Source organism: Kosakonia oryzae (assembly GCF_001658025.2).
In the GTDB taxonomy this organism is placed as follows: Bacteria; Pseudomonadota; Gammaproteobacteria; order Enterobacterales; family Enterobacteriaceae; genus Kosakonia; species Kosakonia oryzae.
The window spans coordinates 4,622,440-4,647,174 of record NZ_CP014007.2; the positions used below are offsets into that span (position 1 = coordinate 4,622,440).

Annotated in this window: 27 protein-coding genes and 1 pseudogene; 18 read left to right on the forward strand and 10 right to left on the reverse strand. The window is 55.3% G+C overall.

The features are described from left to right. Positions 1-61 precede the first annotated feature (61 nt). The 7 genes from AWR26_RS21910 to opgB all read left to right on the forward strand — a co-directional run bounded on the left by AWR26_RS21910 (position 62) and on the right by opgB (position 6,258). Positions 62-703, forward strand: a complete 642-nt coding sequence (locus AWR26_RS21910; RefSeq protein ID WP_064568508.1) for a TetR family transcriptional regulator — start codon at positions 62-64, stop codon at positions 701-703. 44 nt (positions 704-747) lie between these two features. Further along, the gene (locus AWR26_RS21915) at positions 748-1,197 is read left to right on the forward strand and encodes a MarR family winged helix-turn-helix transcriptional regulator (protein ID WP_064568509.1); all 450 of its coding nucleotides are present in this window, start codon (positions 748-750) and stop codon (positions 1,195-1,197) included. Between the two features lie 85 nt (positions 1,198-1,282). Then, positions 1,283-1,711 (forward strand): organic hydroperoxide resistance protein, encoded by a 429-nt coding sequence (locus AWR26_RS21920; RefSeq protein ID WP_043955142.1) that lies wholly within the window; start codon positions 1,283-1,285, stop codon positions 1,709-1,711. A 159-nt stretch (positions 1,712-1,870) separates the two neighbouring features. Continuing rightward, on the forward strand, positions 1,871-2,410 hold the full coding sequence (dnaT, locus tag AWR26_RS21925) for a primosomal protein DnaT (RefSeq protein ID WP_064568510.1): 540 nt from the start codon (positions 1,871-1,873) through the stop codon (positions 2,408-2,410). 2 nt (positions 2,411-2,412) lie between these two features. Then, positions 2,413-3,150 carry a DNA replication protein DnaC gene (dnaC, locus tag AWR26_RS21930; protein WP_064568511.1) on the forward strand — a complete coding sequence of 246 codons (738 nt, stop codon included), beginning with the start codon at positions 2,413-2,415 and terminating at the stop codon, positions 3,148-3,150. Positions 3,151-3,224: 74 nt separating this feature from the next. After that, positions 3,225-3,725 carry a DUF2501 domain-containing protein gene (locus AWR26_RS21935; protein ID WP_064568512.1) on the forward strand — a complete coding sequence of 167 codons (501 nt, stop codon included), beginning with the start codon at positions 3,225-3,227 and terminating at the stop codon, positions 3,723-3,725. A gap of 241 nt (positions 3,726-3,966) precedes the next feature. Next, the gene (gene opgB, locus AWR26_RS21940) at positions 3,967-6,258 is read left to right on the forward strand and encodes a phosphatidylglycerol--membrane-oligosaccharide glycerophosphotransferase (protein WP_064568513.1); all 2,292 of its coding nucleotides are present in this window, start codon (positions 3,967-3,969) and stop codon (positions 6,256-6,258) included. A gap of 17 nt (positions 6,259-6,275) precedes the next feature. Here the strand turns inward: opgB and AWR26_RS21945 are convergent, their stop codons facing one another. Continuing rightward, positions 6,276-7,088, reverse strand: a complete 813-nt coding sequence (locus AWR26_RS21945; protein ID WP_064568514.1) for a GNAT family N-acetyltransferase — start codon at positions 7,086-7,088, stop codon at positions 6,276-6,278. An 86-nt stretch (positions 7,089-7,174) separates the two neighbouring features. After that, positions 7,175-8,839, reverse strand: coding sequence for a methyl-accepting chemotaxis protein (tsr, locus tag AWR26_RS21950; RefSeq protein ID WP_064568515.1), 1,665 nt, complete (start codon positions 8,837-8,839; stop codon positions 7,175-7,177). 326 nt (positions 8,840-9,165) lie between these two features. Here tsr and btsT point away from each other — a divergent pair, with 326 nt between their 5' ends. The 3 genes from btsT (at position 9,166) to yjiA (ending at position 12,613) form a co-directional block, all read left to right on the forward strand. Then, complete coding sequence (gene btsT / locus AWR26_RS21955) at positions 9,166-11,319, forward strand: pyruvate/proton symporter BtsT (protein ID WP_064569082.1); 2,154 nt, start codon at positions 9,166-9,168, stop codon at positions 11,317-11,319. Positions 11,320-11,442: 123 nt separating this feature from the next. Beyond that, complete coding sequence (locus tag AWR26_RS21960; RefSeq protein ID WP_007373011.1) at positions 11,443-11,646, forward strand: YbdD/YjiX family protein; 204 nt, start codon at positions 11,443-11,445, stop codon at positions 11,644-11,646. A gap of 10 nt (positions 11,647-11,656) precedes the next feature. Further along, complete coding sequence (yjiA, locus tag AWR26_RS21965; RefSeq protein WP_064568516.1) at positions 11,657-12,613, forward strand: GTPase; 957 nt, start codon at positions 11,657-11,659, stop codon at positions 12,611-12,613. Positions 12,614-12,690: 77 nt separating this feature from the next. Here the strand turns inward: yjiA and AWR26_RS21970 are convergent, their stop codons facing one another. The 3 genes and pseudogenes from AWR26_RS21970 to AWR26_RS21980 form a co-directional block, all read right to left on the reverse strand. Next, positions 12,691-12,996 (reverse strand): BrnA antitoxin family protein, encoded by a 306-nt coding sequence (locus AWR26_RS21970; protein ID WP_064568517.1) that lies wholly within the window; start codon positions 12,994-12,996, stop codon positions 12,691-12,693. Further along, a pseudogene (locus AWR26_RS21975) lies at positions 12,983-13,264 on the reverse strand (BrnT family toxin). Before AWR26_RS21975 ends, AWR26_RS21970 begins: the two are co-directional and overlap by 14 nt. Positions 13,265-13,390: 126 nt before the next feature. Beyond that, the gene (locus AWR26_RS21980; protein WP_064568519.1) at positions 13,391-14,761 is read right to left on the reverse strand and encodes an NAD-dependent succinate-semialdehyde dehydrogenase; all 1,371 of its coding nucleotides are present in this window, start codon (positions 14,759-14,761) and stop codon (positions 13,391-13,393) included. Positions 14,762-14,959: 198 nt separating this feature from the next. Here AWR26_RS21980 and AWR26_RS21985 point away from each other — a divergent pair, with 198 nt between their 5' ends. Then, a complete protein-coding gene (locus AWR26_RS21985; RefSeq protein WP_064568520.1) occupies positions 14,960-15,481 on the forward strand; it encodes a VOC family protein in 522 nt (173 codons plus the stop codon). Between the two features lies 1 nt (position 15,482). Here the strand turns inward: AWR26_RS21985 and AWR26_RS21990 are convergent, their stop codons facing one another. The 3 genes from AWR26_RS21990 to AWR26_RS22000 are packed head-to-tail and all read right to left on the reverse strand — an operon-like array spanning position 15,483 to position 17,754. Next, positions 15,483-16,586 carry a M20 peptidase aminoacylase family protein gene (locus AWR26_RS21990; RefSeq protein ID WP_064568521.1) on the reverse strand — a complete coding sequence of 368 codons (1,104 nt, stop codon included), beginning with the start codon at positions 16,584-16,586 and terminating at the stop codon, positions 15,483-15,485. 24 nt (positions 16,587-16,610) lie between these two features. Then, a complete protein-coding gene (locus AWR26_RS21995) occupies positions 16,611-17,078 on the reverse strand; it encodes a YjiG family protein (RefSeq protein ID WP_064568522.1) in 468 nt (155 codons plus the stop codon). Beyond that, a complete protein-coding gene (locus AWR26_RS22000) occupies positions 17,071-17,754 on the reverse strand; it encodes a nucleoside recognition domain-containing protein (RefSeq protein ID WP_064568523.1) in 684 nt (227 codons plus the stop codon). The genes AWR26_RS21995 and AWR26_RS22000 overlap by 8 nt, the downstream gene beginning before the upstream one ends. 379 nt (positions 17,755-18,133) lie before the next feature. On the opposite strand from AWR26_RS22000, the gene AWR26_RS22005 reads away from it, so the two are divergent. Genes AWR26_RS22005 through AWR26_RS22015 form a run of 3 tightly spaced genes read left to right on the forward strand, consistent with a single transcriptional unit; the run spans position 18,134 to position 20,515 of the window. Further along, positions 18,134-19,030: a LysR substrate-binding domain-containing protein gene (locus AWR26_RS22005; protein ID WP_064568524.1), complete on the forward strand. Its 897-nt coding sequence runs from the start codon at positions 18,134-18,136 to the stop codon at positions 19,028-19,030. Positions 19,031-19,074: 44 nt separating this feature from the next. Then, complete coding sequence (locus AWR26_RS22010) at positions 19,075-19,839, forward strand: AraC family transcriptional regulator (RefSeq protein WP_064568525.1); 765 nt, start codon at positions 19,075-19,077, stop codon at positions 19,837-19,839. Between the two features lie 49 nt (positions 19,840-19,888). Next, positions 19,889-20,515 (forward strand): LysE family translocator, encoded by a 627-nt coding sequence (locus AWR26_RS22015; protein ID WP_064568526.1) that lies wholly within the window; start codon positions 19,889-19,891, stop codon positions 20,513-20,515. Positions 20,516-20,520: 5 nt separating this feature from the next. Here AWR26_RS22015 and AWR26_RS22020 read toward each other — a convergent pair whose 3' ends face one another. Both AWR26_RS22020 and AWR26_RS22025 read right to left on the reverse strand, forming a co-directional pair. Further along, on the reverse strand, positions 20,521-20,733 hold the full coding sequence (locus AWR26_RS22020; protein ID WP_167351157.1) for a type II toxin-antitoxin system RelE/ParE family toxin: 213 nt from the start codon (positions 20,731-20,733) through the stop codon (positions 20,521-20,523). Between the two features lie 89 nt (positions 20,734-20,822). Further along, positions 20,823-21,095: a type II toxin-antitoxin system RelB/DinJ family antitoxin gene (locus AWR26_RS22025; protein WP_064568527.1), complete on the reverse strand. Its 273-nt coding sequence runs from the start codon at positions 21,093-21,095 to the stop codon at positions 20,823-20,825. 85 nt (positions 21,096-21,180) lie between these two features. Here AWR26_RS22025 and AWR26_RS22030 point away from each other — a divergent pair, with 85 nt between their 5' ends. The 4 genes from AWR26_RS22030 to AWR26_RS22045 all read left to right on the forward strand — a co-directional run bounded on the left by AWR26_RS22030 (position 21,181) and on the right by AWR26_RS22045 (position 24,710). Next, positions 21,181-22,461 (forward strand): DUF445 domain-containing protein, encoded by a 1,281-nt coding sequence (locus AWR26_RS22030; protein ID WP_064568528.1) that lies wholly within the window; start codon positions 21,181-21,183, stop codon positions 22,459-22,461. An 87-nt stretch (positions 22,462-22,548) separates the two neighbouring features. Next, positions 22,549-23,700 (forward strand): double-cubane-cluster-containing anaerobic reductase, encoded by a 1,152-nt coding sequence (locus AWR26_RS22035; protein ID WP_064568529.1) that lies wholly within the window; start codon positions 22,549-22,551, stop codon positions 23,698-23,700. A gap of 9 nt (positions 23,701-23,709) precedes the next feature. Next, positions 23,710-24,474: a putative 2-hydroxyacyl-CoA dehydratase activator YjiL gene (gene yjiL, locus AWR26_RS22040; RefSeq protein ID WP_064568530.1), complete on the forward strand. Its 765-nt coding sequence runs from the start codon at positions 23,710-23,712 to the stop codon at positions 24,472-24,474. Further along, a complete protein-coding gene (locus AWR26_RS22045) occupies positions 24,474-24,710 on the forward strand; it encodes a DUF3343 domain-containing protein (protein WP_064568531.1) in 237 nt (78 codons plus the stop codon). The genes yjiL and AWR26_RS22045 overlap by 1 nt, the downstream gene beginning before the upstream one ends. The last annotated feature ends 25 nt before the right edge of the window (positions 24,711-24,735 follow it).

Genomic DNA, 24,735 nt, shown 5'->3' on the forward strand with positions numbered 1-24,735 from the left:
TGTTTTCTGTCGCGGCCATGGTGATAATCCACAGACAAATGACGGCCAGTAAGGAGTGGATGTGGAACACCATGGCAGCGATCTTTCCGAACGTTTTGACGAATCCAACCTGAAAGACAAAATTTTCATCAGCGCCATCGCTCTGTTTGCCGAATACGGCCTGGCAGGCGCACGCATGGAGCAAATCGCCGAGCGCGCCGGCACCACAAAACGCATGGTGGTGTACCATTTCAAAACCAAAGAAAATCTCTATTTACAGGTACTTGAATACGTTTACACCATGATTCGCCGCAGCGAGAAAAAGCTGAATCTTGCGGATATGCCGCCCGTAGAGGCGATGGTGCAACTGGTCGAAAGCACTTTCGATTACCATGCCGATCACCCTGATTTCATTCGTATTATCTGTATGGAGAACATGCAGCGCGGGCGCTTTATCCAGCAATCGGTCCTGCTGCGCGATGTGAACCGCAGCGCGCTGACCTTACTGGAAGACATTCTCCGCCGCGGCCAACAAAAAAGGCTGTTTAATAAAAACGTCAATGCCCGCGATGTTCACCGCCTGATGAGCAGTTTCAGCTTTCACTACGTCGCCAACAGCTACTCTTTTTCCATGCTGTTTGAAGAAAACCCTGATGCAACTGCGCAGCGCCAGTACTATCGGGAAATGGCAGTCGACGTTGTGCTGCGTTATACCTGCCCGTAAAAAATATCTTGCAATTAAATCGCACACTACTTATATTAAAAAACATGAAAACGACACCGACAAAAAACGCACAGCTCGCCTTAGATAACCAGTTTTGTTTTGCGCTCTACTCAACAAATCTGGCGCTGCATAAGCTCTACCGGCAGCTTCTGGCTCCGCTGAACCTTACCTATCCACAGTATCTGGTCATGCTGGTGCTGTGGGAGCAGGACGATATCACCGTGTCAGAGATTGGTGAGCGCCTGTTTCTGGATTCAGCAACGCTGACGCCGCTGCTTAAACGGCTGGAAAGCGCAGGGCTGATCCGCCGTCAGCGTTCACGCGAGGATGAGCGGCAAGTGGTGATTACGTTAAGCGAAAGCGGGCGCGCATTGCAGCAGCAAGCGACGTCCATTCCGGAAGCGGTAGGCTGCGCCATGGCCTGCGATAACACGACGCTGCACGATATCAAGCAGCAACTGGAACAGCTTCGCCAGAACTTTCAACGGGCGTGAACTCCCCCTCGCAGGGAGTTTATCTCAAGCAACTAAATAGCACGCTATTTTATAGCAAACTCTCAAGATAATTAAGGAACCTGCCATGTCATTAGAAAAAGTCATCTACACCGCTAAAGCGAAAGCCACCGGAGGCCGTGACGGCCGCGCAATCTCTTCAGACGGCGTTCTGGATGTCAAACTGGGCGTGCCAAAAGAGATGGGCGGCGCAGGCGGTGAAGTGACCAACCCGGAACAACTGTTCGCTGCGGGCTACTCCGCCTGCTTCCTGGGCGCCATGAAGTTCGTTGCTGGCCGCGACAAAATCGCCATACCGAAAGATGCCTTTATCGAAGGTGAAGTCGGCATTGGCCCGCTGCCTACCGGTTTCGGTATCGAAGCGAAACTGAATATACATCTGCCCGGTATGGACGCAGCCGAAGCGAAAAAACTGGTCGATGCCGCGCACATCGTTTGCCCTTACTCCAACGCCACCCGTGGCAACATCGACGTTACGCTAAACATTATTGCGTAACGCGCAAGCCGACAATTCGGGAAAATCAACAGCCGGGGAAACCCGGCTTTTTTCATGCTGTACTGCCCTTTCCGCTCACTGTGTTACTATGTGTCATTATGCCTGTGCGAAAAAAACACAGAGCGCCTTATCCGTAGTAATTCTGTTTGAGAACGCGTTATGTCTTCCAGAATCCTGACATCGAATGTCATCGGCATTGATGAATTTGTGCGCGATCACGCCAGTGTCCTGGCCCGCACGGAAGGCGGCGCTGTCGCTGTTTTTGCCAATAACAGCCCCGCGTTTTATGCCGTTACGCCGCAGCGCCTTGAGCAATTACTGGCGCTTGAAGCGCGCCTTGCACGACCAGCTAGCGACATTGCCCTTGATGCGCAATTTTATGAAGAACCCACCGCCGCGCCGGTGAATGTGCCGATGGGCAAATTCGCCATGTACGCCGGCTGGCAACCGGATGCAGACTTCCAGCGTCTGGCTGCATTGTGGGGCATTGCGTTAACGCAACCCGTTACACCCGAAGAACTGGCCGCGTTTGTTGCCTACTGGCAGGCCGAAGGCAAAGTATTCCACCATGTGCAGTGGCAGCAAAAGCTGGCGCGCAGCGTACAAATCGGTCGTAGCAGCCAGAATGGCGCGGCGAAGCGCGATATCAATGCACTGTCAGAACCGGACAATCAAATCCCACCAGGCTTTAGAGGATAACGATGAAAAACGTCGGCGAATTGATGAAGCGACTGCAAAAGATGATGCCCGCCAACACCGTGCCCGCCTTTAAAACGGGCGAGGAGTTAATGGCCTGGCAGAAAGAACAGGGCGCAATCCGTTCGGCGGCGCTGGAGCGAGAAAACCGCGCAATGAAAATGCAGCGCACTTTTAATCGCTCCGGCATTCGTCCGCTGCACCAGAACTGCTCGTTTGAAAATTACCGGGTCGAAACGGAGGGCCAGATGCGCGCCCTCAGCCAGGCGCGTCAATATGTCGAAGAGTTTGAAGGCAATATCGCCAGTTTTATCTTTTCCGGCAAACCAGGCACCGGCAAGAATCACCTCGCCGCCGCCATCTGTAATGAACTGTTGCTGCGCGGGAAATCGGCGCTGATCATCACCGTTGCCGACATTATGTCTGCCATGAAAGAGACGTTCGGCAACCGTGAAAGCAGCGAAGAACAGTTACTGAACGATTTAAGCAGCGTCGATCTGCTGGTGATTGACGAAATCGGCATGCAAACAGAATCTCGCTACGAAAAAGTCATTATCAACCAGATAGTCGACAGGCGTTCTTCGTCCAAACGTCCGACCGGCATGCTCACTAACAGCAATCTGGAAGAGATGAATAAGCTGCTGGGCGAGCGCGTAATGGACAGGATGCGCCTCGGCAACAGTTTGTGGGTGATCTTCAACTGGGAGAGCTACCGTAGCCGCGTCACCGGTAAAGAGTATTGAGAGTTTTCACCTCCGTGGCGGATCGGCGCCGGTGTATACTCAGCGCTTTACTGAAACATCAGGATCTGCACGATATGAAATTCGCCCAACGCCTGCTCTGCGCTGCTGCCATCAGCAGCGCCTTGCTAACCAGCTTTGCCAACGCCGCTTCCTGGCAGGATACGCTCTCCAGCGCCGCCAGCCAGCTCAGCCAGAAAAACCAGAGCAGCACCGCTTCGCAGCAGGGGGGGTTGTCGCTCTCCTCCCTGACCGGCCTGCTTAACGGCGGTAACCAGGCACTCAGTTCAAATACCATGAACAATGCGGCAGGCGTAATGACCTGGTGCGCCAAAAACAAGCTCTCCTCGCTCACCAACACCGAGAATGTGAAAAACCAGGTGCTGGATAAACTGGGACTCGGCGCCAGCCAGCAGAAACAGGACACCAATTATCTGGATGGCCTTCAGGGTATGCTGAACACCAAAAACGGAGAGCAGTTGAACCTGAGCAACATCGGCAGCACGCCGCTGGCAGAAAAAGTGAAATCAAAAGCCTGCGATATTGTTCTGAAACAGGGCGTCAACTTCCTTTCCTGATCTTCTGCCGCGTTGAGCGCTTTGTCGGCCTGAACGCGGCATTTCCCCCTCTTTCTCTCCGTCGTTCCGCCAGTTCACAGACGTGATGCACCACAAAATTGTCGTTTTCTAAACCATTTCTTAATCAACCCAGAATAAAGTGACACTACAATTGCAGCAGTGTGACATCACTATTAAATTAGTTTTCCTGTTACAAAATTTATTAACCAGCAATATGTCTGGTCTTGATGAGGAATGACGGTTGTCCGAGTTGCTCTCTATTGTGCTGTTTCTCGCCTCGGTCGTGATTTACGCCTGTAAGGCGGGGCGAAATAGCTGGTGGTTTACTGCAACGCTGCTGGTATTGGGTCTGTTTATTATTTTGAATATCACGCTGTACGCCAGCAATTACTTTACCGGCGATGGCATTAACGATGCAGTGTTATACACCCTCACCAACAGCCTGACCGGTGCGGGCATCAGCAAATACCTGTTACCCGGAGCGGGGCTGGTTCTCGCGCTGGTGGCGTTGTTCTGCGCGCTGGGTTGGGTACTGCGCCGCCGTCGCCATCTACCCCATCATTTTGGCTACAGCCTGCTGGCACTGGTGCTGGCGCTGGGTTCGGTCGATGCCAGCCCGGCATTCCGCCAGATCACCGAACTGGTGAAATCCCAGACGCGCGAGGGCGATCCCGACTTCGCCACGTTTTATAAAGTCCCGGCGAAGAAGATCCCGGAACCGAAACTCAACCTGGTCTACATCTACGCCGAAAGTCTGGAGCGTACCTACTTCAATGAAGAGGCATTTCCTGGCCTGACGCCGGAACTGGGCGCGTTGAAGGCGCAAAGCCTCGACTTTAGCCATACGGAACAACTCCCCGGTACGGATTACACCATCGCTGGCATGGTCGCCTCGCAGTGCGGCATTCCACTGTTCGCGCCTTTTGAAGGCAACGCTTCCGCGTCGGTGTCCAGTTTCTTCCCGCAGAATCTTTGCCTCGGCGACATTCTGAAAAATTCCGGCTACGAGAACCATTTTATCCAGGGAGCGAATCTGCGCTTTGCCGGGAAAGATGTGTTCCTGAAATCGCACGGCTTTGATTACCTCGTTGGGGCAGAAGAGCTGAAAAGCCAGGTCGCCGATCCCCACTACCGTAATGACTGGGGTTTCTATGATGATACGGTGCTGGATGCCGTCTGGAAACGCTACGAAGAGCTGTCGCGCGCGGGCAAACGCTTCTCGCTGTTCGCGCTGACCGTCGATACGCACCATCCAGATGGTTTTATCTCGCGCACCTGCGAGCGAAAAAGTTACAGCTATGATGGCAAGCCGAACCAGTCATTCAGCGCCGTTACCTGTAGCCAGCAACATATCGCGGCGTTGATCAATAAGATCAAAGCGTCGCCGTGGTTTAAAGACACGGTGATCGTAGTCTCTTCCGATCATCTGGCGATGAACAACACGGCATGGAAATACCTCAACAAACAAGATCGCAGCGATCTGTTCTTTGTGATGCGCGGCGATGAGCGCCAGGCAGATGTTTCCGGGATCAAACGCAGCACGCTGGATAACGGCGCAACCGTGCTCGATATCCTCGGCGGCGACAACTTCCTCGGCCTTGGGCGCAGCAGTATTTCCGGCCAGTCGCTCTCCGGTGTCTTCCTGAATATGAAAGAGAAAGTGCTGGCGTGGAAACCGGACGTCATTCGCCTGTGGAACTTCCCGAAAACAATGAAAGAGTTCACGGTGGATAGCCAGAAACAGATGGTCGCCTTCTCCGGCAGCCAGTTCCGTTTACCGCTGCTGGTGCGCGTTTCCAGTCATCGTGTTGAACCGCTGCCGGAAAGCGAATACTCCGCGCCGCTGCGCTTCCAGCTTGCCGATTTTGCGCCGCGCGATAACTTCGTGTGGATCGATCAGTGCTACAAAATGGCGCGCCTGTGGTCGCCAGAACTGGCGCTCTCTACCGACTGGTGCGTCTCGCAGGGGCAACTTGGCGGCGAGCAGCAGGTTCAGCATATCGATAAGGCATTGTGGAAAGGCAAAACTGCGTTTAAAGAGAGCGTAATCAGCGCCGATCGTTACCGGAATAACGTCGATACGCTGAAGACCCTCGATAACAATATTCGCTACAAAGCCGACAGCTTTGTCTTTAACGTTCCCGGCGCGCCGGAAGAGGTGAAATCATTCAACGGCATTTCCCGCCCGGAAAGCTGGGGGCGCTGGTCCAACGCGCAGTTGGGCAAAGAAGTGTCGATTGAATATAACCAGCCGCTGCCGGAACATTTCGAGCTGGTCATTACCGCTAAAGCGTATGGCCCGAACGCCAACCGCCCTATTCCGGTGCGTGTCGGCGATGAAGAGCAAACCCTGACGTTGGATAACACGCTCAGCACCACGAGATTGCGCTTCAATAATCCGTCCCGCAGCAGCACGCTGGTGATTGTCCCGCCGGACCCGCAATCCACCAACGAAGGGAATATTCTCGGCCACTCGCCGCGTCAGCTTGGAATCGGGCTGGCGGAAATCAAAGTGCTGAGTGACGAAGGTTAAAAATCGAAGGCTGGCCGTTACAGGTCAGCCTTCATCTCATACTGGCTCAGCGCAAGCCTGCTGTAACCCGCACGATCGAACAGCGGCGCAAACGCGCCGGGCACCACCACTGAGGTGCTCAGACCGGGGAAATGCTGATTCAACGCCCGCAGGAGTTCACTGGCAAATCCTCTGCGCCGGTACTCCGGCTCCACATAAATAAACCGTAGCTGCGGCGCCTCCATGTGCATGGCAATCACCGCCTGCGCATGATTGCGGTACTCAAACGCCCGCGCCGGTAATGATACGGCGGAGAGCGGATCGGTCAGCCAGGAGAGCGCGGCATTACTCTCGCAGACCGCTTTACGCACCACAATCAGCGGATCAATTTCCCGCAACGCGTTATCTTCGCCATCTACCTCTTTCGCGCCCTGAAAGCCATACAGTGGCTGGACTGTGGTAAAGCCGAGTGAGTGATACAGAGCAACCGCCGGATGATTATCCTGAATGACTTCCAGCCGCAGCAACCGCACGCCTTTATCGCGTAATGCGGTTATTAAGGGCGGAAGAAGACGTTTGCCCAGCCCCTGCGCCCGATACTGCGGGCGAATGGCGAACGCTGCCAGCCTCGCCGATGCGCCGCGCCGGGTGATCAGGGCCACTGCCGCTGGCTCCTCGCCATCCAGCCAGACGCAGGAGTCCACGAGGCTAAGCCCTTCGGCGCTAAAACGCTGGGCAAATACCGCTGGCGGCAACGAAAACGGCATGCTGTAACCTTCAAAACATTGCCCAACCAGGGCGGCAAGTTGCGTGCAACTGTAGTGAATGGCAGGGATAGCGACGAAGTTCATAAGGCTTCTCCACGAAATGATGCAGTGAGCATAGCACGGGGAAGCGGGGGGAAAACGCGCCCTGCATGACAGGGCGCAAATAACCGTCAGAAAGTTTCCCAGTTATCACCGGTATCGGTCACCGCCGCTTTACGCGGCTGCACGCTTGCCGGAGCGGGCTGGGTTGGCGTCGTGCGGTCCAGCTTGCGCTGTTGCTGGCTAATGCGAAATACGGAAACCGCCTGCGTCAGACGGCTGGCCTGCTCTTCAAGCGCCGCCGCAGCAGCAGCGGACTCTTCCACCAGCGAGGCGTTCTGCTGTGTCACCCGATCCATCTCGGAAACCGCCAGCCCCACCTGGTCGATACCGCGGCTCTGCTCATCGGAGGCAGACGCGATTTCACCCATAATGTCGGTCACGCGGGTCACCGCATTCACGATTTCACCCATGGTTTCCCCGGCGCTTTCCACCAGCGTAGAACCCAGTTCAACGCGACCGACAGAGTCTTCAATCAGGCTTTTGATTTCACGAGCGGCCTGGGCGCTGCGCTGCGCCAGGTTGCGAACTTCGCCCGCGACTACCGCAAAGCCACGCCCCTGCTCGCCGGCACGCGCAGCTTCAACGGCGGCGTTGAGCGCCAGAATATTGGTCTGGAAGGCAATACCGTCGATTACGCTGATGATGTCAGCAATTTTCTGCGAACTGGCGGCAATATCACGCATCGTCTGCACAACATTATCCACCACTTTACCGCCTTTCTGCGCGGTTTCGGAGGCGCTCAGCGCCAGGTGGCTCGCCTGACGGGCGTTATCGGCGTTCTGTTTCACCGTTGCTGTCAGCTCTTCCATGCTGGCTGCCGTCTCTTCCAGCGAAGCGGCCTGCTGCTCGGTACGGGAGGAAAGATCGTTATTTCCCACCGAAATTTCACTGGCCCCGCTGTAAATCGCATTGGCGCCATTACGCACATCGCTGACGGTGCGCACCAGTTCGCTCTGCATATGACGCAGGCTGTCAGCCAGCACACCCATCTCGTTGGAGCCATGGACATCAATGCGCTGCACCAGATCGCCGCCGGCAATATGACGAATGTTGTCGATCAGGTGGTTCAACGGCCCGATCAGCGCTCGTTTAATCCCGGCCCAGACGCCGATGATCACCAGCAGCACAACGATCAGCACCGTAATAATGATCCAGATGGCGGAGTCGTAAGAGCTTTCGCTATCGCCGACCGCCTTTTCATACAGATGATCGTTCTGCTGCAAGTAATTGAGGTACTGCTTCTCAAAACCATCCTGATAGCTCTGGGTCGGTTGATCGAAGAAGGCGTTAATTTTGCCTGCGCCCAGCAACTGGATCAGCTCGGCCAGCGCGTTGTGGTAGATATCGTAGTTACGCTTGATCTCTGCCGCAGCCTCTTCGCTCTGGCGCGGATCGCGCGGCAGCGCCTGGTAAGCATTCCAGCTTGCTTCTGCCTGTTTCAGCGAGGTGCTGGCAATCTGCATCAGATCGGACACCGTCGCGCCGCTGCCAATATTGTTCTGATCCATCATGTAGCGGATCCCGGCGCGGTTAAGGGTATTACGGGTTTGCAGCAGCGCAACCCAGCTGGCGTTCAGCGTGGACTGTTGCTGGCGGATGGTTTGCAGAACGGTGAAGTTTTCTTTGTCGTGTTTCAGCGCGTTAAAGAACAAGCCGCCGGAAGTGAGTTGTAAAAGGCCAAATAATCCCAGCACCAGCAATAAACTGGTGACAAGTTTGATGCGAGTTAACATGTTTTCTCTTTCCTTATAGACAGACGTTAGGTTTTCGGCCTGCATAAGAAAAACTTTATGGTGCATCGTGCTATTTTTGCTCGCTTTTTACCGAACAAAAGACAACCAGCCGTTTATCTCCACGTGATCAAAATCACATATTTTCCGGCACTTACGCACCATTGAAACCGCTCACCGCCACTCCTTTACCGCTCAGCAACCATTTATGACCACTGAGTCAAATCATCGCCGCTTTGCGCGCGTAATTTGTCATGATCGCTGCCAGCATTCAGCCAAAACAACACTTCAAGTCCAGTTCACTCATTCTGCAAAAAACCAGGTCTGATATGGATACTAAAAAACTTTTCAAGCACATACCCTGGGTGATTCTCGGGATTATCGGTGCTTTCTGTCTCTCTGTTGTCGCCTTACGCCGGGGTGAGCACGTTAGTGCTCTGTGGATCGTTGTTGCATCCGTCTCCGTCTATCTGGTGGCTTACCGCTACTACAGCCTTTACATCGCGCAAAAGGTGATGAAACTCGATCCGACCCGCGCAACTCCGGCGGTGATCAATAACGACGGCCTTAACTATGTGCCAACCAACCGCTACGTGCTGTTTGGTCACCACTTTGCTGCTATTGCTGGCGCAGGCCCGCTGGTCGGCCCGGTGCTGGCCGCGCAGATGGGTTACCTGCCCGGCACATTGTGGCTGCTGGCAGGCGTAGTGCTGGCCGGTGCAGTACAGGATTTTATGGTGCTGTTTATCTCCTCCCGTCGTAACGGCGCCTCTCTTGGTGAGATGGTGAAAGAGGAGATGGGCCGCGTGCCGGGCACCATCGCGCTGTTCGGTTGCTTCCTGATCATGATCATCATCCTCGCGGTGCTGGCGCTGATCGTGGTGAAAGCACTGGCGGAAAGCCCGTGGGGCGTGTTCACCGTTTGCTCTACCGTGCCGATTGCCCTGTTTATGGGGATTTACATGCGCTTCCTGCGCCCTGGCCGCGTGGGTGAAGTGTCGGTGATCGGTATTGTGCTGCTGGTGGCTTCCATCTGGTTTGGCGGTGTGATCGCCCACGACCCGTACTGGGGACCGGCGCTGACCTTCAAAGACACCACCATCACCTTTGCGCTGGTTGGTTACGCCTTTGTTTCCGCGCTGCTGCCGGTCTGGCTGATCCTCGCACCGCGTGACTATCTGGCAACCTTCCTGAAAATCGGCGTGATTGTCGGTCTGGCGCTGGGCATCGTGATCCTCAACCCGGAACTGAAAATGCCTGCGGTGACGCAGTACATCGACGGTACTGGCCCGCTGTGGAAAGGTGCGCTGTTCCCGTTCCTGTTTATCACCATCGCCTGTGGCGCCGTATCTGGGTTCCATGCGCTGATCGCTTCCGGTACGACGCCGAAACTGCTGGCCAACGAAACCGATGCGCGCTTTATCGGTTATGGCGCCATGCTGATGGAATCCTTCGTTGCGGTAATGGCGCTGGTTGCAGCATCGATTATTGAACCGGGTCTCTACTTCGCAATGAACACCCCGCCAGCCGGTCTGGGCATCACCATGCCGAACCTGCATGAGCTGGGCGGTGAAAACGCGCCGATGATTCTGGCGCAGTTGAAAGATGTAACCGCGCACGCGGCGGCAACCGTCAGCTCCTGGGGCTTTGTGATTTCCCCTGAGCAGATCCTGCAAACCGCAAAAGATATCGGCGAACCGTCGGTACTGAACCGCGCAGGTGGCGCGCCAACGCTGGCCGTTGGTATCGCTCATGTGTTCCACAAAATCATCCCGATGGCGGACATGGGCTTCTGGTACCACTTCGGTATTCTGTTTGAAGCGCTGTTTATCCTTACCGCGCTGGATGCGGGCACGCGTGCCGGTCGCTTTATGTTGCAGGATCTGCTGGGCAACTTCGTACCGTTCCTGAAGAAAACCGATTCACTGGTAGCAGGCGTTATCGGTACGGCGGGCTGCGTGGGTCTGTGGGGTTACCTGCTGTATCAGGGCGTGGTCGATCCACTGGGCGGCGTGAAGAGCCTGTGGCCGCTGTTCGGTATCTCTAACCAGATGCTGGCCGCGGTGGCGCTGATGCTGGGCACGGTGGTGCTGGTGAAAATGCAGCGCACCAAATACATCTGGGTGACCGTGGTTCCGGCTCTGTGGCTGCTGCTGTGCACCACCTGGGCGTTGGGCCTGAAACTGTTCAGCACCAACCCGCAACTGGAAGGCTTCCTGTATATGGCTAACCAGTACAAAGAGAAGATTGCCGCGGGCGGCGGTGACCTGACTGCGCAACAGATTGCCAACATGAACCATATCGTGGTGAACAACTACACCAACGCGGGTTTGAGTATTCTGTTCCTGGTGGTGGTTTACAGCATCATCTTCTACGGCATCAAAACCTGGTTGAACGTACGTAACAACAAAGTGCGTACCGACAAAGAAACACCGTATGTTCCGGTGCCGGAAGGCGGCGTGAAAACGTCTTCACACCATTAAACCTGATGCCGGATGGCGCTACGCTTATCCGGCTTAACAAAACATCATGATGCAGAACCCCGCAGAGCGGGGTTCTGTATGAGTTCCGCAGCCATCCGGCATAATCAATATCCGGGAAGAATAATGTTTGGTAACTTAGGCGAAGCCAAAAAATACCTCGGTCAGGCGGCAAAAATGCTGATTGGTATTCCCGACTATGACAACTATGTTGACCATATGAAGACCAACCATCCCGACAAACCGTACATGACTTACGAAGAGTTCTTCCGCGAACGCCAGCAGGCGCGTTACGGCGGCGACGGCAAGGGCGGTGTCCGCTGTTGCTAAAGGAGATGTTATGACCCCAATTGCAGTCACACTGTTGACCGGTTTCCTCGGCGCAGGCAAAACCACCCTCTTACGCCATATCCTCAATGAACAGCACGGCTACAAAATCGCGGTCATCGAAAACGAATTCGGTGAAGTCTCCGTTGACGATCAATTAATTGGCGATCGCGCCACGCAGATCAAAACCCTGACTAACGGTTGTATCTGCTGTAGCCGCTCCAACGAGCTGGAGGATGCGTTGCTGGATCTGCTCGATAGCCTCGATCGCGGCGATATCGCCTTCGATCGGCTGGTGATCGAGTGCACCGGCATGGCGGATCCCGGCCCGATCATTCAGACCTTTTTCGCCCATGAGATCCTCTGCCAGCGCTATCTGCTCGACGGGGTGATCGCACTGGTCGATGCTGTCCACGCCGATGAACAGATGAATCAGTTTACGCTGGCGCAATCGCAGATCGGCTATGCCGACCGCATTCTGCTGAGCAAAACCGATGTTGCCGGCGAGAGTGAAAAACTGCGCGAACGCCTGCGCCGCATCAACGCCCGCGCGCCGATTTACACCGTTACTCACGGTGATATCGAGCTGGCGAACCTGTTTAATACCAACGGATTTATGCTGGAAGAGAATGTGGTCGCCGCGAAGCCGCGCTTCCACTTTATGGCCGACAAGCAGAATGACATTAGCTCGATTGTGGTAGAGCTCGATTACCCGGTGGACATCAGCGAGGTGTCGCGCGTGATGGAGAGCCTGCTGCTGAGTTTTGCCGAAAAGCTATTACGTTACAAAGGGATGCTGTGGATCGATGGCGAGCCAAACCGCCTGCTGTTCCAGGGCGTGCAGCGCCTCTACAGCGCCGACTGGGATCGCCCGTGGGGCGATGAAACCCCGCACAGCACGCTGGTGTTTATCGGTGTGCAACTGCCGGAAGAGGAGATCCGCGAAGCTTTTGCGGGGTTAAAGAAATAGCCACTAACTTATCCGGCCAGGGGTTTGCAGAGCCGAATGCAGGCCGGATAAGCGCAGCGCCATCCGGCAATTATCCGTTACTTCTTGCTCTGCAAATCGCGCATCATCGCCTCACGCAAAATGGCATTGAGCCGGGTCTGATACCCTTTCCCCGGTCGCTTTAACCACTCCATCACATCAGCATCAATACGCACCGATGCCTGCGTTTTTAACGGGCGAAAAAACTTGCCGCGCACAGCGCCAGCCCATAATACGTCATCTGTGGACGGAATATCGCTGTAATCAATCTCTTCGTCCGGTTTATCTGCCAGCGCTTTTAATTCAGCTTCACGCTGCTTGTTGAGCGCTGGCAACTCACCCGATTTATGTTTAACCATGCTCATAACGATCCCTTTCTTTTTTGTCAGCCTTGCGGGCACTGATGATACGGATAATTTCGTGCCCACTTTCAAAACGTACGGTATGGGCCACCAAAATAATAACGATACCGTACATCAGACCGATAGTTTGCCATCGATATTATCCATTCTCGAACCGGTCCTGGATGGACAAATGGTAAGGATCCTCGAAAACCGATACGGCTTCTTCAAAGCGAATGCCATGCTTGCGTTGATTATTTCTTGCTTTAGTGACGTCCCATTCAAACTCCATGACATGCTTTTCTCATCCTTGAGTGTATATACAGAAAAGTATATACATTTTTGTATTTTGATCTGCTGTTTTTTTCATCATGGAATGTAAAGATTCCCCCTCCCCGCTGGAGGGGGAAAGGGAAAATTACTGCCGCACCACCACCAGTTTTTGGTTCACAAACTCTTTAATGCCTAAATCAGAGAGTTCGCGGCCAAAGCCGGAGCGCTTCACCCCGCCGAACGGCAATTCTGCGGCGGTATCGGTCAGCCAGTTGATCCACACCATCCCGGTTTCAATGCGCGAAGCCATCTGTTTCGCGCGCTTGATATTGCGGCTGAAGATTGCCCCGCCGAGGCCATAGTGCGAATCATTGGCCAGTCGAACGGCTTCATCATCGTTATTCACCACATAAATTTGCGCCACCGGGCCGAAGAACTCTTCAAAGTAAGCCGGGTTATCGCGCGTAATATGGGTCAGAATGGTCGGTTCAAAGAAGTTGCCTTCGCTTTTAGCGGGTTTACCGCCAAGATGCAGTTTCGCCCCTTTTTGCACCGCTTCGCTCACCTGCTGGCTCAGCGTATCGAGCGCCTCTTTTGACGAGAGCGGGCCAAGCGTGGTGCTTTCATCCAGCGGATCGCCCAGCTTCACCTGGCGGAAAGCGTCCGTGAACTTACGCAGGAATTGATCGGCAATGTCCTGATGAATAATAAAGCGTTTGGCTGCCGTACAAACCTGGCCCGCATTCGCCAGGCGCGCCTGCACGCCGGTTTCCACCGCTTTCTCCAGATCGGCGTCATCCAGCACGATAAACACATCATTCCCACCCAGTTCCAGCGTCGATTTTTTGATATGTTTCGCCGCCTGCGCCGCTACCGCGCTACCGGCTTTTTCCGAACCGGTCAGCGCCGCACCCTGCACGCGTGGATCGGCAATAATGGCCGATACCTGATCGGAAGAGATAAACAGATTAGTCCACGCCCCTTCCGGCGCGCCCGCTTCCCGCACCAGATGGGCAAAAGCTTCGGCGCACTGCGGCACGATGCTGGCATGTTTACAGAGAACCGGGTTACCGGCGGCGAAGTTTGGTGCCAGTACACGCATCAACTGGTAATACGGGAAATTCCACGGCTCCACGGCCATGATCACGCCAATCGGATGGTGCTCAACCCACGCTTCGCCGAGTTCAGACGGGTATTTCACCGGTGCCAGGAAGGTTTTCGCGTTATCGGCGTAGTAGCGGGCGATCTGCGCACAGAGCTGTACTTCACTGCGGCTTTGCGCAATCAGTTTCCCCATCTCACGGCTGGCGATTTTTGCCAGCGCTTCCTGCTGGTTATCAATCAGATCGGCCAGTTTGTGTAACACCGTAAGCCGCTGCTCAATATCACCCTTCGACCACGAAGAGTGGTACAGCGCATCCGCTTTTGTCAGCGCCACTTCAATCTCGGCATCATTGTGGTTCGCGTACTCTTTAATGAGCTGATTGTTAAAAGGATTCACTGTCTTATAAGCCATATTACATGTCTCCTGGTATCGTCATTCATTAAGTTTTAAACGCTGGCACAAGCTTTAAGACTAGTTGATATGCAACGCCTTATAAAAATAAGCAGGATAAAGATAAGTAAAGATAATGATTAACCGGCAGGTTATAGCGTTGATTTTGGCAGACGTACGTTGCGCTATGCTTATGCGATGAACATCACAGGAGGCAGCATGCAGCAGACCGTTCGCGGGATCGATCATATTGGTATTACCGTTCCGGATATCGAGGAAGCCACGCAATTTCTCACCCAGGGGCTGGGTGCCGAACTGATTTATCAGTCCGTTTCGCCGGAAGATAAAGATCTTGATAACGATGCGCAGCAGAAGACGTTAGGCCTGGTGCCAGGCACGGTGGTGAAAGCGGTGAGAATGTTGAAACTCGCGCATGGCCCCGGCATTGAGCTGTTTGAAATGCAGGGACCATCACAGCGGGAAGCGCAGCGGGCCAATGATTTTGGCCTGCAACACTTTGCGGTTTACAGCGACGATATTGAACGCGCGTTACAGCGTTTTCGCGCGGCGGGCGGCGAAGTGTTTACCGCGCCGCAGCCGCTGAGTTTTGCCACCGAAAAAGGCGACGGCAATCTGTTTTGCTACGGCCGCACGCCGTGGGGCAGCATCGTCGAGTTTATCTCCCGGCCCTCGCCGATGCCCTATGAGCGCGAAACGCCACTGCGCCGCTGGAAGCCGTGACTCAGCCCAGCACGTCCTGCACGCAGGCTTTAAACACTTTCACGCCGAGCGCTAATGCTTCGCGGTCAAAATGCATTTCCGGGTGATGCAGCCCCGGCGTCAGGTTGGCGCCTAGCCCCCAGAAACCGCCTTTCACTTGCGGACGCAGACGCAGGTAGTGGAAGAAATCTTCACTGCCTGGCGTTGATTTCGCTTCGGTCAATCCGGCGTCGCCAAACACGCTGCGGATAGCGCGGGAAACCACTTCCGTTGCCCCATCATCAATGATGGCGGCGGGCATCTCTTTCAGGATGCGGATCTCCGCCCGTGCGCCATACGCCGCAGCGCTGCTTTCGATAGCGCGCACTACCTGCTGCTTGAGCGTCTCCATGGATTCGTTCTGCGCCGCCCGCAGATCCCAGCACACCTGCGCTTTATCGGGAATAGAGTTCGTCACCCCGGCATCGCAGAGAAAACGTGTGGCTTTCGCGCTCCAGGTCAGCGACGGCGCAAGGTGAATGCCGTTCACCGCCTGCACCGCGTGCGCTGCGGCATCCAGCGCGTTCACCCCTAAATGCGGGCGTGCGGCGTGCGCCGCTTTACCGTGGAACATCACTTCAACGGTGGCGGATGCCGAGTAGTACATCGCCGGAACAGCCTGCCCCATCGGGCACTCTTCCAGTGGGCGCAGGTGGAAACCAAGCAGCATATCGACATCTTCCAGCACGCCGCCCTCGGTAAGGGCAATCGCCCCAGTGCCCAGCTCTTCGGCCGGCTGGAAGATAAATTTCAGCTTGCCCTTTTTCACTACGCCTTCCGCCATCACTTCCTGGGCGGTAGTCAGCACCACGGAAGAGTGACCATCGTGGCCGCAGGTATGGCGCGCAACATGCTCGCCGTTGATGATATGCCCCAGCGCGTCCATATCGGCGCGCAACGCCAGCACCGGGCCAGGCTTACCGCTGTCCAGCACAGCCACGATGCCAGTGGTGTTATTCACCTGGCGCGTGACCTGGTAGCCCGCCGCCTCCAGTACGCCTGCGATATAGGCGGAGGTTTTGTACTCTTCGAAGCCCAGCTCCGGGATCTGATGCAGGTAATTAAAGTGTTCTAATGTGCGTGACACGTCTTACTCCTTGGTATTCTTTACTCAGGCAATAACGCGCATGACCAGCATAGAAATAATCGCGTTAAGAATGCTGACGGCCATCAGTAACGGCCAGTACTTCTTCGGGACATCGGCCACCCCCAACAGGCGGCCCATATACTGTAGCTGCGAACCCATTAAAAAGATGGCCGGGGCGAGAATAGTGATCTGCCCGACATCAAGCTGGCCTTTAGTCAGCAGGCTGATCGCCACGCCGGTTCCTGCAGAAGAGGAGAGCCAGGCGGTGAGCAGCACGGTCACGGCTTCGCCCGGCAGGCCGAACACGCCCATCAGCGGTGCGAAGAGATGACCAATAATCTGCATCACGCCCAGTAAGTTGAGCATTTCAGCAATCACATAGGCCATTACGACATTCGGCATCAGGTTATTAATGGCAATATTAAAACCTTTGCGTGCGCCGATAACGAAAATATCAAACGGGTTGCCGGAGACTTTGGCGGTATTATTCATGGTCGAAATCTCTCTTATAGACAGTATTTAATGTCAGGCGAACCACGGCGGCGCCAACGAATTTCAGGACAAACATTAAGACCAGCGGAATAATGATCGGAATGGTTAATGAGGCAAACATCGCCGACCCAATCGAGAAGTAATTATTAATTAATCCGGCACCGGAATATTGCCACGCGCCCATAATCACCACATCCTTGCGGGCAATTTTCCCACTGTCGTACAGTTCCTTGGTGAGCGCCGCACCGGCATCGGTGCTTTGCAGGTCGGTGATCAACGCCAGCCCGGTGTAACCCGGAATACCCAGCAACGGTTTAAGCAGCGGCGTCAGTAACTTGTGCGCCGCGCGGATAGCGCCATAGTGGGTGAAGATCTCCAGCAGCCCCAGCGCCAGCATCACCGTTGGCACCAGCGACAGCGCAAACAGAAAGCCCGCTTTGGCGCTGATGCCGCCGCTGCCGATAAAGGTGCTGGTTTCCGGCGACTTCATGGTGCCAAAACTACCGCCCAGCGTGGTGAAATCGAAGGCGCCCAGCCACGCCATACCGTCCACTTTAAAAAAGAAACCGGAGAAAACCAGCAGCACAATGATCAAGGAGATCCAGGCGCCCGGCCCCACTTTCCACTCGTTTGCTTCTTCTTTTGCTGGTTGCTCCAGCATTTTAGATTCGCTCATAACATCTCTCTTTAAATATAAATTAGATGGCCATGTTGTATGAATAAGCAGGATCCGTGCCTGAATAACAAAATACTAAAATAAATAGCTGACATTGCATTTTTTAACGCAATAAAAAACCTTCCCGAAAAATACCGAGAATAAAAAGCAAAGTTCGCGAAAAGTTATTTAATTAAGCCCTGACACCGCCCCAATAAAATAACCTCTCACCGTTTTTGGGCACTGTTTTAGTGCAATTTTATCGGCGTGGTTTTTCATTTCCTCCCGGCAGAATAAATTAAGCGTTATTTTGATTATCTCTATTAAACCGGCATGATAAATGCCTGCAAATGAATGTTATTGTTGCCTTCAGGTCAACAGTTGAGCGAGGAAACGGCGCATGTTTCAGGACAAACCGGTCGGTTATCTGTATGAAGTGGGCATCCAGGGCGGCATTCGCCGCGCGGCGGATATTCTCGGCGTTAACCCGTCGGTGATTAGCCGTCAGATAGCCCAGCTTGAACGCGCGCTCCAGCTACCGTTACTGGAACGGCGCGGACGAAACGTGGTGCTGACAGAAGCTGGCCGCCTGCTGGCCGAGGACTATTTCGCCAGCCGTCAGCGGCGGGAGAAACTGGAAAGCCAGCTAAAAGATCTGCGTCATATGCGCGGCGGCACGATTTCGGTCCGCATTGGCGGCGGGCTGATTACCGCCTTTATCGAAGGCGTGATGCGTGAATTCGCCCAATCGTATCCACAAGTGTTTGTCGACATTGTGGTGGGTAGCATGCAGGAGATGCTCAACGATATTGTCAGCGGCGAAGCCGATATGGCGCTGGCATTCGGCCCGATCGGCACGCCGGAACTCAAACGCCATAGCTTCCAGTGGGGGCCGATTTGCGCGGTCGTGTCACCGCAACATCCGATCGCCGGGCGCAGCAGTATCACCATTGAAGAGCTGGCGGATTACCCGCTGATCGCGCTGACGGAGAATTTTGGCCTGCAACGCCATATGAATGCGATGTTTAAAAGCCAGGGATTGCAGTTTCACCCGGCATACCGCTGCAACCAGTTTTCCACCGCCATGGGCATGAGCCAGGCCGGGCTGGGTATTTCGTTTATGACCGCTTATGCCGCCGCCGATCCTATTCGCCAGGGATCGTTGGTGGCCGTGCCGCTCGATCATCCGATTGCCAGCAGCGCGCAATGCCATCTGCTGCGTAGCTCTGACCGCCGCTTTACCCCGGCGGCCCACCATATGTGGCAGCTACTGCGCAATGCGTTTAGCGACAAATAGCCGCCTGTGATATACCTGAAATCACATCACTCACCGGGACAGCTATGTCGATCATCCGCGATATTCAACAAACGTTCCGCCGTCTGCCCGGCGTCGAGTTGCGCAGCACCTGGCGCAGCCAGCAGGCTTATAAATGCCACAGCCATCCGCAACTGTCGATTGGCGCGATACTCGACGGACAAACCCGCTGCGTCTGCCATCAACAGGAATACCTGCTGCAGACGGGCGATCTGATGGTGATTCCGGCCTCAACGCCGCACAGTTGCAATCCGCTTGCCGGGCAACCACGCAGCTACCATATGCTGTATCTGGCGCAGGAAGTCCGCCCTCAGCCTGCATTGCAGGTAATCCGCAACCCGCAACTTTTCCACCAGTATCAGCACATTGTGGCGCTTATTGAGCGCGGGGAAACGCGGGATTTATCTTCAGCAATCCATTGCTTGCTGAATGCGCTGCCCGCCAGCGGTAATCCTCCTTCCGCACTGCGCCCGCTGAGCCAGCAGTTGCAGGCGGCGTTAACCGATAACCTGCAATCTCCACCGACGCTGGATGCGCTGGCGTACGGCTTTTCGTTGCGCAAAGAGACGCTGATCCGCACTTTTAAGCAGGACACCGGCCTGACGCCCGGCAGCTTTCTGAATATCGCCCGCGTGGAGTTTGCCAAAAGCCGCCTGCGCGCCGGGGAAGCGCTGGCCGACGTCAGTTACCAGAGCGGTTTTGCCGATCAGAGCCACTTTCACCGCACCTTTGTGAACTACACCGCCGCCACGCCGCGCCAGTACGCCCGATCAATATCCGACAATAAATAGCGCTGCCTCTGCGCTACGGTGACCTCTGTTTTTTCCTGTTGAGGTCACTATGGAATCGCTGTTTCCCTCTGCTTTTCCCGCACTGGCGCTGGCGCATTTTGTTGCGCTGCTTAGCCCAGGTCCCGATTTCTTCCTGCTGATCGGCTTTGCCATTCGTTACCGCCTGCGCGGCAGCGCCGGGTTATGCGTCGGCATCGCCACCGGCAATGCGCTCTATATTGTGCTGGTGATTATGGGGTCCAGTGCGCTGCGCCAGTTCGCGCCGCTGTTCACCGCCATCGAACTGCTCGGTGCGCTCTATTTGCTGTGGATTGGCGTCCATTTGCTGCGTAGTCGCCCGCAAACACTGGCCATCACACACACGCAGCAGCAGCGCCCGTCATGGCGAAAACAGTGCCTGCTTGGTCTTGGTTCCGCTTTGTTGAACCCGAAAAACGCGCTGTTTTATCTGGCGCTGATGACCGCACTGCTGGGGCCGGAGGTGACGCTGCTTCAGCAATCGGTCAGCGGCATCTGGATGGTGCTGGTGGTGCTGTTGTGGGATCTGGCGCTGGTCACGCTGATTGGCCTGCCCACCGTGCAGCAACGCCTGAGCCGCAGCATCTGCTGGATAGAACGCAGCGCTGGCGCAGTGCTGATTGTGTTTGGGGTGTGGATTTTGTGGAAAGCGCTGTGATGTGGCTATTCGAAAAGCTCAGCATGTGTCCCGAGATCGGTAAACACCACCAGATGCTTGTCTTCATCCACGCGATAAACCAGTAAGTAATCGCCGCCAATATGCAGTTCGCGAAAACCGAGCATATCGCCGGTTAATGCATGATCGTTATATTGCGCGATATTGCGCGGGAAGCGGGCTGCCAGAAAGTACCATCGACATAATTGCCGCAGTCTCATACATATCTCTGCGGCCCGCTTTGTTGTAACGTTCCCAGGCCTTGATGAACGTTTTTGTGTAATCAGAACGGTAAGGAAGTGGCGCGCGTTTACTCTTTCCCATCGTTTAAGCTATCCATTAGCTGGTCGACACCTTCAAAACGTCCATGTTGGTGTGCGGTGATCTCTTCGGCTTCGCTCATTGCGTTGCGTAACCGTGCCGTGGGTTTGCGGGTGACCTCAAACGGGATACCCTCGTTTTTGACAATTTGCTCAGCAAACAGACGTATCGCCGTACTCCAGTTAAGCCCGCAGCTTTCCAGCACCAGCCCGGCTCGCGCTTTGAGTTCGCTGTCGATACGCGATCGGATAACAGAATCCATACAACCTCCTGTGCATTTGTAGCCACATTGTAGCTACAAAATTCATTCTTTGCACCATCCCTGCGTCTCGCTCTATGCTTAAGTCATGGAAAAATTAGCCGAACTTAAGCGCGCCAAGCGTCTGGCGCTCTCGCTGTTGCTGGTTGCAGCCGCAACGTTTATCACTACGCTGTTCCTGCCGCCGGGGTTCTGGGTGAGCGGGATCAAAGCCATTGCCGAAGCGGCAATGGTTGGCGCGCTGGCGGACTGGTTTGCGGTGGTGGCGCTGTTTCATCGCGTGCCGTTACCGTTTATTTCCCGCCATACGGCGATCATCCCGCGCAATAAAGATCGGATCGGCGACAATCTTGGCCAGTTCGTGCAGGAGAAGTTTCTCGATACGCAGTCGCTGGTGGCGCTGATCCAGCGCCATCAACCGGCGCAGATGATCGGCGTCTGGTTTAGCCAGCCGGAAAACGCGCAGCGCGTCGGCCAGCATCTGTTGCAGGTCATGAGCGGTTTTCTGGAAATGGCCGATGACTCCCGCATTCAGCGCCTGTTGCGCCGCGCGGTGCATAAAGCTATCGATAAAGTCGATCTGACCGAAACCAGCGCCATCATGCTGGAGAGCCTGACGCGCAACAATCGACACCAGAAGCTGCTCGATACCTTAATCGCCCAGCTTATCGCTCTGCTGCAGCGGCAGAGCACCCGCACCTTTATTGCCCGCCAGGTTGTGCACTGGCTGGAGACCGATCACCCGATGAAAGCAAAGCTGCTGCCAACGGAATGGCTCGGCGAGCAGAGCGCGGATCTGGTCTCCGAGGCAGTGAATTCTCTGCTGGATGATATTAACGAAGACCGCGCGCATCAGATCCGCCAGGCCTTTGATCGCGCAACCATTAAGCTGATCGCCAATCTGAAAACCGATCCGGAAATCGCCGAGCGCGCAGACAACATCAAAGAGTATCTGAAGAATGACGAAGCCTTTAACCGCTATGTCGGCGAGATGTGGGCGGATCTGCGCGGCTGGATGAAAGCGGATATGCAGTCCACTGACTCGCGCATGAAAAAGCGTATCAGCGATGCCGGGCTGTGGTTCGGCGAAACCCTGTTGGCGGACGCTGCGCTGCGCGCCTCGTTGAATGAGCATCTGGAGCAGGCGGCATATCGCGTCGCGCCTGATTTTGCCGCTTTTTTAACGCGCCATATCAGCGACACGGTAAAAAGCTGGGACGCGCGGGACATGTCGCGCCAGGTGGAACTGAACATTGGTAAGGACCTGCAGTTTATCCGCATCAACGGCACGCTGGTTGGCGGCTGCATTGGCCTGATCCTTTATCTGCTGTCACAGTTGCCGACGCTGCTGCACTTTTCTCCTTTTTGAGCCGTCGCGATCAACAAAACCACCTATTTATCGCGGCTATAATGCGGCATCTTTTTATCATCTCCCGTGTCACGGGGAAGGAAAATCATGTCGCTTATCACCGCACTCCCGGATGTTTTCGAGCAATTCTCCGCCGCCCGCCAGAAAGGCTTTCTCACCGTAATGGAACTAAAAGAACAGGGTATTCCGCTGGTCGGCACCTACTGCACGTTTATGCCGCAAGAGATCGCCATGGCGGCCGGAGCGGTGGTAGTTTCGCTCTGTTCCACCAACGATGAAACCATTGAAGAAGCGGAAAAAGATCTGCCGCGCAACCTCTGCCCGTTAATCAAAAGTAGCTACGGCTTCGGTAAAACCGACAAATGCCCCTACTTCTACTTTTCCGATCTGGTCGTGGGCGAAACCACCTGCGACGGCAAGAAAAAAATGTACGAGTACATGGCAGAATTCAAAGCCGTACACGTGATGCAACTGCCGAACAGCGCCGCGGATACCGCTTCCCGCGCACTCTGGAAAGCGGAAATTTTGCGGCTGCAGCAGGTTATCGAACAACGTTTTGGTCAGCCAATTAGCGAGGCCGCGCTGCGCGAGGCCATCGCGCTGAAAAACCGCGAACGCCAGGCGCTGGCGAACTTCTATCGCGTCGGGCAGCTTAATCCTCCTGCGCTTAGCGGTGCCGATATTTTGAAAGTGGTCTACGGCGCGACCTTCCGCTTCGATAAAGAGGCACTGATTAGCGAACTGAACGCCATGGCCGAACAGGTCAGAGCCGACTGGCAGGCCGGAAAACGCCTCGATGCCCGCCCGCGCATTTTGATCACCGGCTGCCCGATTGGCGGCGCGGCGGAAAAAGTGGTGCGTGCCATTGAAGAGAACGGCGGCTGGGTGGTCGGTTACGAAAACTGCACCGGGGCGAAAGCAACCGAACGCTGCGTTGACGAGAACGGCGATGTCTATGATGCATTGACTGACAAATACCTGGCGATTGGCTGCTCGTGCATCTCCCCCAACGACGAACGCCTGAAGCTGCTCAGCCAGATGGTGGACGAGTACCAGGCCGATGGTGTGATCGATGTGATTTTGCAGGCCTGCCACACCTATGCGGTCGAATCGCTGGCGATCAAACGCCACGTACGCCAGCAGCACAACATTCCTTATATGGCGATTGAGACAGATTACTCGACATCCGACATCGGGCAGCTCAGCACCCGCGTCGCCGCGTTTATTGAGATGCTGTAAGGAGCTGTTGTGGCACTGACCATAGGCATTGATTCCGGCTCGACCACCACGAAAGGCATCCTGTTGGAGGGCGACAGCATTGTGCGGCGCTTTCTCTGCCCGACCTCGTTTCGCCCTGCGGATTCGATTAGCGAGGCCTGGGAAACATTGCGTGCCGGTGTGGCGGAAAAACCTTTTTTGACGCTCACCGGTTACGGTCGGCAACTGGTGGATTTCGCCGATAAGCAGGTCACCGAAATTTCTTGTCACGGCCTCGGCGCGCGGTTGCTGCGATCGGATACCCGCACCGTTATCGATATCGGCGGCCAGGACAGCAAAGTGATCGCCCTCGATGAGAACGGAAACCTCACCGATTTTCTAATGAATGATAAATGCGCTGCCGGTACCGGCCGTTTTCTGGACGTTATCTCGCGCACGCTGGGCACCCAGGTGGAACAACTGGATGCCATTACCGACGGCGTGGAGCCGCATCCGCTCACCAGCATGTGTACGGTGTTTGCCGAATCGGAAGTGATCAGCCTGCGCTCGGCGGGCATCGCGCCAGAGGCGATCCTCGCCGGAGTCATCAACGCCATGGCACGGCGCAGCGCGCATTTTGTCGCGCGTCTCTCCACGCAAGGCCCGCTACTGTTTACCGGCGGCGTCAGCCACTGCGCCAGCTTTCGCCGCATGCTGGCCGGGCACCTGAATAGCGCGGTGTTTACTCATGATGATGCGCAGTATGCGGGCGCGCTCGGCGCCGCGCTGATAGGCCAGCGGCAGGGAAAACGGTGATGAACGAATATCTGCTGCTGTTTCACAATACGCCCGGTGTGCTGCAAACCCGCAAAGCGATGCAGGCCGCAGGCGTGGCATTTCGGGTGCAGGATATTCCCCGCCAGTTACGCGGCGGATGTGGGTTGTGCATCCGTTTTCACTGCCAGGCCGGTGAGGAAAAACAGTGGCTTATCCCCGGCGTGACGCAGGCGGTTTATCGCTGCGAAGGCGAGGATTTCACGTCGGTGGTGTAATTCGCCGGGTGGCGGCTTTGCCTTA

Coding starts and splice junctions, on each gene's coding strand:
- AWR26_RS21915 (WP_064568509.1), top strand. CDS start 748: ATGAAAACGACACCGACAAAAAACGCACAGCTCGCCTTAGATAACCAG.
- AWR26_RS21920 (WP_043955142.1), top strand. CDS start 1,283: ATGTCATTAGAAAAAGTCATCTACACCGCTAAAGCGAAAGCCACCGGA.
- dnaT (WP_064568510.1), top strand. CDS start 1,871: ATGTCTTCCAGAATCCTGACATCGAATGTCATCGGCATTGATGAATTT.
- dnaC (WP_064568511.1), top strand. CDS start 2,413: ATGAAAAACGTCGGCGAATTGATGAAGCGACTGCAAAAGATGATGCCC.
- AWR26_RS21935 (WP_064568512.1), top strand. CDS start 3,225: ATGAAATTCGCCCAACGCCTGCTCTGCGCTGCTGCCATCAGCAGCGCC.
- AWR26_RS21945 (WP_064568514.1), bottom strand. CDS start 7,088: ATGAACTTCGTCGCTATCCCTGCCATTCACTACAGTTGCACGCAACTT.
- tsr (WP_064568515.1), bottom strand. CDS start 8,839: ATGTTAACTCGCATCAAACTTGTCACCAGTTTATTGCTGGTGCTGGGA.
- btsT (WP_064569082.1), top strand. CDS start 9,166: ATGGATACTAAAAAACTTTTCAAGCACATACCCTGGGTGATTCTCGGG.
- AWR26_RS21960 (WP_007373011.1), top strand. CDS start 11,443: ATGTTTGGTAACTTAGGCGAAGCCAAAAAATACCTCGGTCAGGCGGCA.
- yjiA (WP_064568516.1), top strand. CDS start 11,657: ATGACCCCAATTGCAGTCACACTGTTGACCGGTTTCCTCGGCGCAGGC.
- AWR26_RS21970 (WP_064568517.1), bottom strand. CDS start 12,996: ATGAGCATGGTTAAACATAAATCGGGTGAGTTGCCAGCGCTCAACAAG.
- AWR26_RS21980 (WP_064568519.1), bottom strand. CDS start 14,761: ATGGCTTATAAGACAGTGAATCCTTTTAACAATCAGCTCATTAAAGAG.
- AWR26_RS21985 (WP_064568520.1), top strand. CDS start 14,960: ATGCAGCAGACCGTTCGCGGGATCGATCATATTGGTATTACCGTTCCG.
- AWR26_RS21995 (WP_064568522.1), bottom strand. CDS start 17,078: ATGAATAATACCGCCAAAGTCTCCGGCAACCCGTTTGATATTTTCGTT.
- AWR26_RS22000 (WP_064568523.1), bottom strand. CDS start 17,754: ATGAGCGAATCTAAAATGCTGGAGCAACCAGCAAAAGAAGAAGCAAAC.
- AWR26_RS22005 (WP_064568524.1), top strand. CDS start 18,134: ATGTTTCAGGACAAACCGGTCGGTTATCTGTATGAAGTGGGCATCCAG.
- AWR26_RS22010 (WP_064568525.1), top strand. CDS start 19,075: ATGTCGATCATCCGCGATATTCAACAAACGTTCCGCCGTCTGCCCGGC.
- AWR26_RS22015 (WP_064568526.1), top strand. CDS start 19,889: ATGGAATCGCTGTTTCCCTCTGCTTTTCCCGCACTGGCGCTGGCGCAT.
- AWR26_RS22020 (WP_167351157.1), bottom strand. CDS start 20,733: ATGAGACTGCGGCAATTATGTCGATGGTACTTTCTGGCAGCCCGCTTC.
- AWR26_RS22025 (WP_064568527.1), bottom strand. CDS start 21,095: ATGGATTCTGTTATCCGATCGCGTATCGACAGCGAACTCAAAGCGCGA.
- AWR26_RS22030 (WP_064568528.1), top strand. CDS start 21,181: ATGGAAAAATTAGCCGAACTTAAGCGCGCCAAGCGTCTGGCGCTCTCG.
- AWR26_RS22035 (WP_064568529.1), top strand. CDS start 22,549: ATGTCGCTTATCACCGCACTCCCGGATGTTTTCGAGCAATTCTCCGCC.
- AWR26_RS22045 (WP_064568531.1), top strand. CDS start 24,474: ATGAACGAATATCTGCTGCTGTTTCACAATACGCCCGGTGTGCTGCAA.